The sequence below is a fragment of the Rhodococcus sp. 077-4 genome, assembly GCF_047782425.1.
In the GTDB taxonomy this organism is placed as follows: domain Bacteria; phylum Actinomycetota; class Actinomycetes; order Mycobacteriales; family Mycobacteriaceae; genus Rhodococcoides.
In genome coordinates, this window is record NZ_JAJPWC010000001.1 from 1,659,040 (window position 1) to 1,671,386 (window position 12,347).

Below are 12,347 nucleotides of genomic sequence, written 5' to 3' on the forward strand. Positions count from 1 at the left end.
GAGACGGCAAGCGAACACGAGGTTACGAATTAACAAGCAGGCGTGCTTGCTTTTTTCTTGGCTCTTTGTGAAGCTGGACCGATGGCAGACCTCGACACGCTCATCGCCGACCTTCGCGCCGAGGGCAACGACCTCGATGCGCTCGTGGCCGACTTGACTCCGGAGCGATGGGAGGCACCGACACCAGCCGAGGGCTGGACCGTCGCGCACCAGATCGCACATCTTTCCTGGACGGATCACGTCGCGGAGCGCACCACGTCCGGTGCATCCGGCGACGCCGACGCGACAGCGGAGTTCGCGGTCACCCTGAAGAGGGCGTGGGAGAACCCCACCGGCTTCGTCGACGAGGCCGCGGAGGAAGAATCTCGCAACCCGAACCTCCTGAGCGAATGGCGAACCCGACGCACCGCCATGACGGAAGCGCTGCTGCAGGTGCCGTCGGGAACCAAGATCGAATGGTTCGGCCCGCCGATGAGCGCGGCGTCCATGGCCACCGCGCGTCTGATGGAGACCTGGGCACACGGCCAGGACGTCGCCGACGCGGTGGGCGTCACGCGCGTTCCCACCGACAGGATCCGCGGAGTGGCGCACATCGGAGTCCGCACAAGAGATTTCGCCTACGCGGTCAACCAGCAGGCTCCACCCACCGAACCGTTTCGCATAGAACTCACCGCGCCGTCGGGTGAGCTCTGGGCCTGGGGGCCCGAGGAGGCGAACCAGCGGGTCACCGGCCCGGCTCTCGATTTCTGCCTCCTCGTCACCCAACGCGCTCACCGCGACGACCTCGCCGTTCACGCCGAGGGGACCGACGCCGCGCACTGGCTCACCATCGCTCAAGCCTTCGCAGGCCCTCCAGGGGGCGGACGGCCACAATCAGGACGCGAGAAAGCATGACAGTACGAATCGGCAATTGTTCCGGCTTCTACGGAGACCGGCTCTCCGCCATGCGCGAGATGCTCGAAGGCGGCGACCTCGACTATCTCACCGGCGACTACCTCGCCGAGTTGACGATGCTCATCCTCGGCCGCGATCGTATGAAGGACGCGACCCGCGGCTACGCCAAAACCTTTCTGCGCCAAGCAGAGGACTGCCTCGCCCTGGCGCTCGACAAGGGCGTCAAGATCGTCGCCAATGCCGGCGGACTCAATCCCCGAGGCCTCGCGGAGGCACTCGAAAAACTGGACTCCGGCGCGAAGATCGCCTACGTCGACGGCGACGACCTCCTCGGCAGAGCTGCCGAACTCGGCCTCGGCAACCCGCTCACGGCCAATGCCTACCTCGGCGCGTGGGGCATCGTGGAATGCCTGAACTCGGGGGCCGACGTCGTCGTCACCGGGCGCGTCACCGACGCCAGTGTCATCGTCGGACCGGCGGCAGCTCACTTCGGCTGGACCGAAACCGATTACGACGCGTTGGCCGGGGCTGTTATCGCCGGGCACGTCATCGAGTGCGGAACTCAGGCGACGGGTGGCAACTACTCCTTCTTCACCGAAATCGCGGACATGTCTCGGCCCGGATTCCCCATCGCCGAGATCGAGGCCGACGGTTCCTCCGTCATCACCAAGCACGAGGGCACCGGCGGTGCTGTCAGTGTCGGCACCGTGACCGCTCAGCTGCTGTACGAAATCACCGGCGGCCGTTACGCGAACCCCGATGTCACTGCACGTATCGACACGGCGATCCTGACGCAGGAGGCCAGTGATCGAGTGTCCGTCACCGGAGTGACCGGTGAAGCTCCACCGCCCACTTACAAGGTGTCGCTCAACGCACTCGGCGGCTTCCGCAACGAATTCACGATGGTCCTCACCGGTCTCGACATCGAGGCCAAAGCCGAACTGGCGCAGCGACAGTTCGAGTCCTGGCTCACTGCCAGGCCGGCCGAGCTGGACTGGACCCTCGTTCGCACCGACAAGCCCGACGCCGAGACCGAGGAGACGGCCAGCGCTCTGTTGCGGTGCGTCGTCCGCGACAGCAACCCCGACATCGTCGGACGTCAGTTCTCGGCGGTAGCAGTCGAACTGGCGTTGGCCAGCTACCCCGGATTCTCCGTCACCGCGCCACCCGGAAACGGTGCACCGTACGGGGTGTTCACCGCCGGATTCGTCGACGCCACCGAGGTGCCGCACGTGGCGCACCTCGCCGACGGCACCGAGCGCATCATCGCTCCGTCCCGGCAGACGCGAGCACTGGAAGCGGTGACCGAACCGGCTCTGCCCGCACCGAGAGCGCCGGAAGCGACCATCAGGCTGCCACTCGGGACCATCGCCGCGGCCCGTAGCGGCGACAAGGGCGGCAACGCGAACGTCGGAGTGTGGGTCCGTACCGACGACGAATTCGCTTGGCTCGTCCATGCATTGACTGTGAACACCCTCAAGACGATGCTGCCCGAGGCCGAGCCCCTCACCGTCACCCGCCACGTATTGCCCAATCTGCGGGCGGTCAACTTCGTCATCGAGGGCATCCTCGGTCAGGGCGTTGCATCGCAGGCACGATTCGACCCACAGGCCAAGGGACTCGGTGAATGGCTGCGGTCGCGGCACATCGACATCCCGGAAACACTCGCGTTCACAGGAGAACTCGTATGAGCATCTGGACGACGCCCGAGCGTCAGCAGCTTCGAAAGACCGTGCGCAGCTTCGTCGAGCACGACATCGCACCGCACATGAATCAGTGGGAAGCCGACGGCGAGATTCCGCGTGATCTGCACAAGAAGGCTGCCGCTCTCGGTTTGCTCGGAGCCGGCTTTCCCGAGGAGGTCGGAGGTAGCGGCGGGGATGTCGCCGACGCGGTTCTGATCTGCGAGGAGATGCATCAGGCCGGCGCGTCCGGTGGACTGTTCGCATCCTTGTTCACCTGCGGAATTGCGTTGCCGCACTTGATTGCCGCCGGAGACCCGGAGCAGATCGAGAAGTGGGTCGTGCCGACACTGGCGGGGGAGAAGATCGGCTCGCTCGCCATCACCGAGCCAGGGGGCGGCTCCGACGTCGGGCACCTCAGAACGAAGGCGGTCAGAGACGGTGACCACTACGTCGTCAACGGTTCCAAGACGTACATCACCTCGGGGTGCCGAGCCGATTTCGTCGTCACTGCGGTCCGCACCGGAGGCGACGGCGCCGCGGGTGTCTCGCTGCTCGTCATCGAGAAGGGCACACCCGGCTTCGAGGTGACGAGCAAGCTCGACAAGATGGGTTGGCGCGCATCCGATACCGCCGAACTCTCCTTCGTCGACGCACGGGTGCCGGTGGCCAACCTGGTCGGTGCCGAGAACAGCGGCTTCGTGCAGATTGCGCAGGCGTTCCTCACCGAGCGCATCGCCCTCGCGGCCCAGGCCTACGCCAGTGCGCAACGGTGCCTCGATCTGACGCTGCAGTGGGTGCGCGACCGCGAGACCTTCGGAAAGCCGCTCATCGCACGGCAATCCGTACAGAACACCGTCACCGAGATGGCTCGCAAGATCGACATCGCGCGGGTCTACACCCGCTCCCTCGTCGAGCGATCCATGCAGGAGAACCAAGATTTCATCGCCGAGGTCTGCTTCGCGAAGAACACCGCCGTCGAGTCGGGAGAGTGGGTTGCCAATCAGGCGGTGCAGCTCTTCGGTGGGCTCGGCTACATGCGCGAGAGCGAGGTCGAGCGACAGTACCGCGACATGCGAATCCTCGGCATCGGCGGCGGCACCACCGAAATTCTGACCGGATTGGCAGCAAAACGATTGGGGTACCAGGCATGAGCGTGCTCAAGTCCGCCCTCGACACCGCATCGGAGCAGTACTCCGGAAGCGTCGAGGCCATGAACACCAAACTCGCCGAGATCGACGCCGAGCACGACAAAGCACTTCTCGGTGGCGGCCAGAAGTACATCGAGCGTCACAAGAAGCGCGGCAAGCTGCTCGCGCGCGAACGCATCGAGCTGCTCATCGACGAGGATTCGGCTTTTCTGGAACTGTGCCCACTCGCGGCCTGGGGCAGCGACTTTCCGGTCGGTGCGAGCACCGTGATGGGCATCGGCGTCGTGTGCGGGGTCGAATGTCTCATCGTCGCGAACGATCCGACGGTGCGCGGCGGTTCGAGTAACCCGTGGACCCTCAAGAAGGGTTTCCGCGGCAACGACATCGCCACGCAGAACCGTCTTCCGGTCATCTCACTCGTCGAGTCCGGTGGTGCCGACCTGCCGACGCAGAAGGAGGTGTTCATCCCGGGCGGGCGCATGTTCCGCGATCTGACGCAGCTCTCCGCGGCCGGAATTCCCACCATCGCGTTGGTATTCGGAAACTCCACCGCCGGCGGTGCGTACATCCCCGGCATGTCCGATCACGTCGTCATGATCAAGGAACGATCGAAGGTCTTCCTCGCCGGGCCACCGCTCGTGAAGATGGCCACCGGCGAGGACTCCGACGACGAGTCTCTAGGCGGGGCCGAGATGCACGCCCGAAAGTCGGGTCTCGCAGACTACTTCGCCGTCGACGAGCAGGACGCCATACGCATCGGACGCAGCATCGTCTCCAGGTTGAACTGGAAGAAGAAGGGCCCCGAACCTCGCGCCGAGGTCATCGAGCCATTGGCCGACCCCGAGGACCTCCTCGGTATCGTCCCCACCGATCTGAAGATCCCGTTCGACCCGCGCGAGGTCATCGCTCGCATCGTCGACGGCTCCGACTTCGACGAGTTCAAGCCCATGTACGGCGGCTCGCTCGTCACCGGATGGGCCGAGCTGCACGGTTATCCGATCGGTATCCTCGCCAATGCTCGCGGTGTGCTGTTCAGTGAGGAATCACAGAAGGCGACGCAGTTCATCCAACTCGCCAATCGATCGAACACTCCACTTCTGTTCCTGCACAACACCACCGGCTACATGGTCGGTAAGGAATACGAGGAAGGCGGGATGATCAAGCACGGCTCGATGATGATCAATGCCGTCTCCAACTCCACCGTCCCGCACATCTCGATCCTGCTCGGCGCTTCCTACGGAGCGGGTCACTACGGCATGTGCGGACGCGCCTTCGATCCGCGATTCCTTTTCGCCTGGCCGTCCAGCAAGTCCGCCGTCATGGGCGGAGCGCAGCTGGCCGGGGTCATCTCCATCGTCGGACGCGCCGCCGCCGAAGCTCGCGGCCAAGCCTTCGACCCCGAGGCCGACGCCGGAATGCGCGCCATGATCGAGGGCCAGATCGAAGCCGAGTCGATGCCGATGTTCCTGTCCGGACGCCTCTACGACGACGGCGTGATCGACCCCCGTGATACTCGTACGGTAGTGGGAATGTGCCTGTCGGCCATCGCCACTGCCCCGATCGAAGGCACCGCCAACTTCGGTGTCTTCCGGATGTGAAGCCATGACCATAACGTCCGTCCTCGTAGCCAACCGCGGCGAAATCGCCCGGCGCGTATTCACCACCTGCCGCGCAGGAGGCATCGGCACCGTCGCGGTGTTCTCCGACGCCGACGCGAATTCCCCACACGTGCGTGAGGCCGATGCAGCAGTGCGGCTCCCCGGCAACAGTTCGGCCGAGACGTACCTGCGCGGCGAGCTCGTCATCGCTGCCGCTGCGGCGGCCGGAGCCGACGCCGTGCACCCGGGCTACGGATTCCTCTCCGAGAACGCCGATTTCGCGCAACAGGTGCAAAATGCCGGCCTGACGTGGATCGGACCGCCCGTCAAGGCCATCGAACTGATGGGCTCGAAGGTCGAGTCCAAGAAGATGATGGCCGACGCCGGAGTGCCCGTGCTGACTCAGCTCGATCCCGAGTCGGTCACCGACAGCGAGCTGCCGGTCCTGATCAAGGCCTCGGCGGGCGGCGGTGGACGCGGCATGCGCATCGTACGCAGGCTCGAGCACCTGCAGTCCGAGCTTGAAGCCGCGGGCCGAGAGGCACTCTCGGCGTTCGGTGACGGGACGGTGTTTGTCGAGCGGTACATCGAGACCGGGCGCCACATCGAAGTACAGGTCATGGCCGACAGATTCGGCACCGTGTGGACGGTGGGCGAGCGCGAATGCTCGATCCAACGCAGACACCAGAAGGTCGTCGAGGAAGCTCCGTCACCGTTGGTGGAGCGTATCGACGGAATGCGGGCCCGACTGTTCGACGCTGCGCGTCTGGCCACCGAGGCCATCGGCTACGAGGGCGCGGGCACCGTCGAGTTTCTGGCCGACGAGCGCGGCAACTTCTTCTTCCTCGAGATGAACACTCGTCTGCAGGTGGAACACCCGGTCACCGAGTGCACGACAGGTCTGGACCTGGTAGCACTGCAGATCGAGGTGGCAGCGGGGCAGCGGTTGCCCGCCGAACAACCGCCGACGCGAGGTCACTCCATCGAGGTGCGGCTCTACGCCGAGGATCCGGCACAGGATTGGCAGCCGCAGAGTGGAGCGGTGCACCGATTCGACATTCCCGGTGCGCAATTCGAGGTGCTGGCCAAGTCCGGCATCAGAGTCGACTCGGGCGTCGAGAGCGGCAGTGTGGTGGGAACTCACTACGACCCGATGCTCGCCAAGGTCATTTCGTTCGCGCCGACGCGGGATCACGCCGCGAATCTGCTCGCGAAAGCGTTGCAGAAGGCCACCATTCACGGACTGAAGACCAACCGTGATTTGCTGGTCAACATACTGCGGCACCCGGCGTTCCTGGCGGGTGACACCGACACGGCCTTCTTCGACACGCACGGGCTCGACGTCTTGGCTGAGCCGATTGCCCACGGCCGCTCCGAGGAGCTGTCCGCACTCGCGGCGGCGCTGGCCGACGCAGCGGGCAACGTAGCGCGGGCGCGAGTGAACCGGGGACTGCCCGGCGGATGGCGAAATCTCAGGTCGCAGCCGCAACGAAAGATCTACAACGACACCGTTGTCGAGTACTCGATCGGCCGTGACGGGCTCATCTCGTCGGTGGACGGCGTCACACTGAACGGTGTAGAGCTCGTCGAACATACTCCGACGCGGGTGGCGCTCGACGACAACGGAATTCGCCGTACCTTCGAGGTGCGCAGCTACGGGCCGGACGTGTTCGTCGACTCCGCGCTCGGTCCGGTCAGGCTGGTCAAGGCCCCGCGATTCACCGACCCCACCGACGCGGTTGCGGCTGGTTCCCTGCTCGCGCCGATGCCGGGCAGCGTCATCAGAATTGCTGCAGCGCAGGGCGATACGGTCACCGCCGGTCAGCCGATCCTGTGGCTCGAGGCCATGAAAATGGAGCATACGGTCACCGCACCTGCCGACGGCGTACTCACCGAACTGAATGTGCAGCAGGGGCAGCAAGTCGAAGTCGGTGCAGTTCTGGCCGTGGTCACAGAAATGGGAGTGGAGCAATCATGAGTTTCATCGAGACCGAAGAACAGAAGGGTCTGCGCAACGCAGTCTCGTCACTCGGCAAGCGCTACAACTACATCGATTACGTGCTGCCCAAGGCGCGTAAGGGCGAGCCGCTGACCGAACTGTGGAACGAGGCGGGCAAGCTCGGCTTCCTCGGCGTCAATCTGCCCGAGGAGTACGGCGGCGGGGGCGCGGGCATCTACGAACTCGCGCTCGTGCAGGAGGAGTTGGCAGCGCACGGCGCAGGCCTGCTGCTGGTGGTCGTCAGCCCAGCGATCTGCGGGACCATCATCGGTAAGTACGGCACGGCCGATCAGAAGCAGGAGTGGCTCACCGCTCTCGCCGATGGTTCCAAGATCATGGTTTTCGGCATCACCGAACCCGACGCCGGATCCAACTCTCACCAGATCACCACCACCGCGCGTCGCGACGGCGACGAGTGGATTCTCAAGGGCAACAAGATCTATATCTCGGGTGTCGATCAGGCTGACGCAGTTCTGATCGTCGCGCGCACCGAGGATTCCAAGACAGGCAAGCTCAAGCCGGCCCTGTTCATCGTTCCCACGGACGCTCCCGGTCTGCAGAAAACGCAGATGGAGATGGACATCGTCGAGCCCGATCACCAATTCGTCCTGTTCCTCGACGACGTCCGTCTGCCTGCCGAAGCGCTCGTCGGTGAAGCCGATGCTGCTTTGATGCAGTTGTTCGCGGGCCTGAACCCCGAGCGGATTCTCGGTGCCGCAATGGCGATCGGGATGGGTCGCTACGCTCTGGACGCAGCCGTGAAGTACGCCAAGGAGCGGACCGTCTGGAAGACGCCGATCGGGGCGCATCAGGGCCTGGCGCATCCGTTGGCGCAGTGCAAGATCGAACTCGAGCTCGCCAAGCTGATGATGCAGAAGGCAGCGGTGCTCTACGACTCCGGCGACGATTTCGGTGCTGCCGAGGCCGCGAACATGGCGAAATACGCTGCTGCCGAGGCCAGTATCAAAGCACTCGACCAGGCGATCCAAACCCACGGGGGTGCCGGCTTGAGCAGTGAGTACGGGCTCGCTGCCATGCTCGGAGCCGCCCGCATCGCCCGCGTTGCACCGGTGAGCCGGGAGATGATCCTCAACTTCGTCTCGCAGCATTCGCTCGGACTGCCGAGAAGCTACTGATGGCTGTCCTCACAGAATCAGGCAATGGGGTCGAGTCGGGCGACGGCACAGCATATTTGACATTGGACTCTCCGCAGAACCGAAACGCACTGTCCTCGGTGCTGGTCGAGGAACTCACGGCCGGTCTCATCGCTGCGGCGCACGACGAGAACGTCAGAACGATCGTGCTCGGTCACACCGGCACGACGTTCTGTGCCGGAGCCGATCTTCGGGAGGCCGGGGCATCACCGGAACTGCGGACCCGGCAGATGCTCGATCTGATGCGGCTGATCATCGACACCCCCAAGCCCGTCGTCGTGCAGATCGACGGACATGTACGGGCGGGCGGAATGGGTCTCGTCGCGGCGTGCGATATCGCTGTCGCCGGACCGCAGAGTTCGTTCGCGTTGACCGAGGTTCGGCTCGGGCTCGCCGCGTCGGTCATATCTGTCGCCGTGTTGCCGCGACTGTCGTCTCGGGCGGCGAGTCGCTACTTCCTCACCGGGGAGACGTTCGACGGTGCCACCGCCGAGGCGATAGGACTGATCACCGTGGCCGACGCCGTTCCTGCGGCCGCGGTGGCCGACTACATGACTATGTTTCGAAGGTGTTCGCCGCAGGGTCTGGCCGAGTCGAAGCTGCTCACCACGGCCGCGATCAGGCGTGAAATCGACGAGCGCGGGGCCGCTGTAGCCGAGCAATCGGCCCGGTTGTTTGCATCGGACGAGGCCCGAGAGGGGATGATGTCCTTTCTGGAGAAACGGCCTCCGTCCTGGGCGGCCGAGAAGTAGGTCAGGAGCAGGGAGATGGTGATGGCGCGCGAACCCAAGCAGGATCGCAGCAGAATGACGCGTCAGCGACTGCTCGAGGCGACGATAGATTCACTCGCCGAGAAGGGCTGGGTCGCGACGACGGTCGGCGTGGTTGCCGAACGCGCGGGTGTCTCCCGCGGCGCGACCCAACACCATTTCCCGACGCGGGAGGATCTGATCACCGGGGCGCTCGAGTACATGTTCGATACTCGAATGGACAGCGCTCGCCGCGAGGCCCAGGAAATTCCGCCGGGCCCCGGCCGAACGAAACTCGTGGTGGAGCGGCTCGTCGAGTACTACACCGGACCGATGTTCAAAGCGGCACTGCAGGTCTGGACTGCGGCGTCGGCAGATCCCGAGTTGCGTGATCGGATCGTGCCCCTCGAGGAACGGTTCGGCCGTCGCGCCCACAAGATGGCCGTCGAGAACCTCGGTGTCGACGACAACGATCCCGTCACGCACCGTCTCGTCCAGGCCACCCTGGATCTCGCTCGCGGATTGGGACTGGCCGATGTTCTGACCGACGACGCGCGACGACGTGCCGAGGTCGTGCGATCGTGGGCCGAGGTATTGGACGCCTCGCTCAACGCGCGGCTGTCCGTCGTTGCGGCGGGTGCGCGCTAGACCCATACGGTCTGCGCCGCAGCGCAACCTGTGCTTGAGTCGGCTCGTGACTTCAGACCTCGCACGCGTGTATCGCGGCCACATATTTCACGTCGCAGGCTCGCCCACCGTGACGGCCGCGTCTGCTGCGTTGGTGTCGATTCCCGACGGTGTCCTCGTGGTGTCCGGTGAGGGGATGATCGAGTTCTGCGGCGAGTTCGATTCTCTCCCAGCTCGATTCGCCCAACTATCGATTGCGGATCATCGACCCGGGTTTCTGCTGCCGGGGTTCGTCGACACGCACGTTCATTTCCCGCAGACCTACGCGGGAGATTCCTACGGCGGCGGGCAGCTCCTCGAGTGGCTGAACACGTGCATCTTCCCGTCCGAGTCCCGCTTCGCCGATCCCGAGTTCGCAGCCGCGGCGGCCGCGGATTTCTGCGCTGCAAGAATCCGGGCCGGCACGACGCAGGCGATGGTGTTCGGATCGGCGTTCCCGCACGCGCAGGACTCGCTGTTCTCCGAGACCCTGAAAAGTGGGCTACGCATCGTCAGCGGCCGCGGCGTACAGACCACCGGCCCGGCGTCGGCGCAGGCCTTGATCACCGGTGAGGACGAGGCCATCCGGCTGGTGTCCGAGGAGATCGAGAAGTGGCACGCCGCCGATACCGGTGATGTCGACACGGCGATGCTGCACGTGGCCGTCGTACCGAGGTTCTCGCTCTCGGTGACGACAGAAACCCTGCAGAATCTGGGCGAGCTCTACGATTCCGTCCGCGATCGCGGCGTCTACTTCCACACACACCTCAACGAGAACAACCGGCCGGGCACCGGCGAGATCGACGCCACCAAGAACGCCTACGGGGTGGACAGCTACCTCGACACCTACGACGGCAAGTTTCTGCCGGGATCGCAGGTCGGCGGCAAGAGCTTCCTCGGTAAGCGGACCATCCTGGCGCACGCGGTGCACTGCCAGGACGCCGAACTGGCGCGAATGGCAGAGACCGGCACCTCCATCGCGCATTGCCCGACCTCGCAGCAGTTCCTCGGCTCGGGAACCATGCCGTGGCAGCGGACCGTCGCCGCGGGAGTGAACATCGCTATCGGTTCGGACTTCGGCGGAGGCGACGAGTGGCTGCTGCCACAGGTACTCGCAGACGCCTTCAAGGTGCACATCTCCGAGGACGGGGACGCCGGACTGTCGCTGCACCCGGCAGAACTACTGTTCACCGGAACCCTCGCCGGGGCTCGTGCACTGGACATGGAGAACCGCATCGGCAATTTCGACACCGGCAAGGAAGCAGATTTCGTCGTCGTCGATCCGTCCGCATGGCCGCAGTTGGCCGCGGCGATCGACCACGGCGTCCGCGCCGACGACCCCGAGTTGGCACGCGACCAGACCCTGTTCGCTCTGCTGATGGCCATGCGCGAGCCTGCCATCGTCGGCGTGTACGTCCGCGGCCGTGAACTCACCGGCCCGGCGAACTGACATGCCGCAGGCGCGGGTTGCCGCATCTGCGATCACTGTCTTTCACCGCGGACCGGACACCCGGCCGATGGAGCAGCTCGACGCCGCCGTGCGGGGGTGGCCCGGGTTGGTCGGCAGCGTCACCTCCCTGTACGACGCGCCGATCGACTGGACGTGGTCGGTGACGTTCGAGTCGGAAGATGCGTTGCACAGCTGGTTGGACAGCCCCGAACGCGTCGACGCGCTGGCCGGCGCTGCAGCCGCCGGAATGCCGCGCGCCGGTACCGACATCGTCGTGGCCGACGGACACGAAACTGCGCCGGGACTCGAAATCTTCGAGCACGACGTCCGGGCCGGTCACGAGGCAGACTTCCTCCTCGCGCAGCGTCGGTTGATAGAACTCAGCTCTGGGTTCTCGGGCTTCGAGGGTGCGTCGGTACTACCGCCGCGCAGTCCCGGAGTGGGCTGGCTGTCGGTGCTGCGGTTTCGAACGCCCCGGCAGCTGGCGGTCTGGATGGAGTCCGAGGCGCGCGCCCGCGCACTACCGCAGGTGCGACGCGATCTGCGAGAAGACTTCACCGTGCATGCGCGTGACACCGGATTCGGGTCGATCGTGCGCATCGACGGCGACCGGACGAGCGTGACGCCGGACTGGAAGACGGCGATGCTCGTACTTCTCGTGCTCTATCCCACGGTGATGACTTTGTCCCGGTTTCTCGGACCCGTACTCGACGGCGTTTCTGCGTCGCCGTGGCTGACGATGTGGCTCAGTCAGATCTGCAGCGTCGTGGTGATGACGTACGTGTTCATGCCCGCGGTGACCCGGCGCTTTCGTCGGTGGCTGGACCCGGTGGACGGCGCGAGAGTGCGTGTGACCGTGAGCGGTGCAATGATCGTCCTCGCGCTGTACGCACTGACCTTGACGTTGTTCGCTTCGGTGAAGTGGTTGCAGTTCTGGGACTACTTCGATTGATACCGTGAGGGCTCTCGGTGCGAGATCGGTACATCAACAGGTGATCAGGAGA

Annotated in this window: 10 protein-coding genes; all 10 read left to right on the top strand. The window is 64.9% G+C overall.

Annotated elements, in window-relative coordinates; translation table 11 throughout:
- The first annotated feature begins 81 nt into the window (after window positions 1-81).
- Genes ACNEOT_RS08205 through ACNEOT_RS08250 form a run of 10 tightly spaced genes read left to right on the top strand, consistent with a single transcriptional unit; the run spans window position 82 to window position 12,295 of the window.
- The gene (locus ACNEOT_RS08205) at window positions 82-894 is read left to right on the top strand and encodes a TIGR03084 family metal-binding protein (RefSeq protein WP_415973386.1); all 813 of its coding nucleotides are present in this window, start codon (window positions 82-84) and stop codon (window positions 892-894) included.
- Window positions 891-2,585, top strand: coding sequence for an acyclic terpene utilization AtuA family protein (locus ACNEOT_RS08210; RefSeq protein WP_415973387.1), 1,695 nt, complete (start codon window positions 891-893; stop codon window positions 2,583-2,585). Before ACNEOT_RS08205 ends, ACNEOT_RS08210 begins: the two co-directional genes overlap by 4 nt.
- Entirely contained in the window at window positions 2,582-3,730 is a 1,149-nt protein-coding gene (locus ACNEOT_RS08215) for an acyl-CoA dehydrogenase family protein (protein ID WP_415973388.1), read from the top strand. Before ACNEOT_RS08210 ends, ACNEOT_RS08215 begins: the two co-directional genes overlap by 4 nt.
- Window positions 3,727-5,325, top strand: coding sequence for an acyl-CoA carboxylase subunit beta (locus tag ACNEOT_RS08220; protein WP_415973389.1), 1,599 nt, complete (start codon window positions 3,727-3,729; stop codon window positions 5,323-5,325). Before ACNEOT_RS08215 ends, ACNEOT_RS08220 begins: the two co-directional genes overlap by 4 nt.
- Before the next feature lie 4 nt (window positions 5,326-5,329).
- Complete coding sequence (locus ACNEOT_RS08225) at window positions 5,330-7,303, top strand: biotin carboxylase N-terminal domain-containing protein (protein ID WP_415973390.1); 1,974 nt, start codon at window positions 5,330-5,332, stop codon at window positions 7,301-7,303.
- Window positions 7,300-8,460: an acyl-CoA dehydrogenase family protein gene (locus ACNEOT_RS08230; RefSeq protein ID WP_415973391.1), complete on the top strand. Its 1,161-nt coding sequence runs from the start codon at window positions 7,300-7,302 to the stop codon at window positions 8,458-8,460. Before ACNEOT_RS08225 ends, ACNEOT_RS08230 begins: the two co-directional genes overlap by 4 nt.
- On the top strand, window positions 8,460-9,230 hold the full coding sequence (locus tag ACNEOT_RS08235) for an enoyl-CoA hydratase family protein (RefSeq protein ID WP_415973392.1): 771 nt from the start codon (window positions 8,460-8,462) through the stop codon (window positions 9,228-9,230). The genes ACNEOT_RS08230 and ACNEOT_RS08235 overlap by 1 nt, the downstream gene beginning before the upstream one ends.
- A 21-nt stretch (window positions 9,231-9,251) precedes the next feature.
- Window positions 9,252-9,875 (top strand): TetR/AcrR family transcriptional regulator, encoded by a 624-nt coding sequence (locus tag ACNEOT_RS08240; RefSeq protein WP_415973393.1) that lies wholly within the window; start codon window positions 9,252-9,254, stop codon window positions 9,873-9,875.
- Between the two features lie 46 nt (window positions 9,876-9,921).
- Window positions 9,922-11,343: a guanine deaminase gene (locus ACNEOT_RS08245; RefSeq protein WP_415973394.1), complete on the top strand. Its 1,422-nt coding sequence runs from the start codon at window positions 9,922-9,924 to the stop codon at window positions 11,341-11,343.
- 1 nt (window position 11,344) lies between these two features.
- The gene (locus tag ACNEOT_RS08250; protein ID WP_415973395.1) at window positions 11,345-12,295 is read left to right on the top strand and encodes an antibiotic biosynthesis monooxygenase; all 951 of its coding nucleotides are present in this window, start codon (window positions 11,345-11,347) and stop codon (window positions 12,293-12,295) included.
- The last annotated feature ends 52 nt before the right edge of the window (window positions 12,296-12,347 follow it).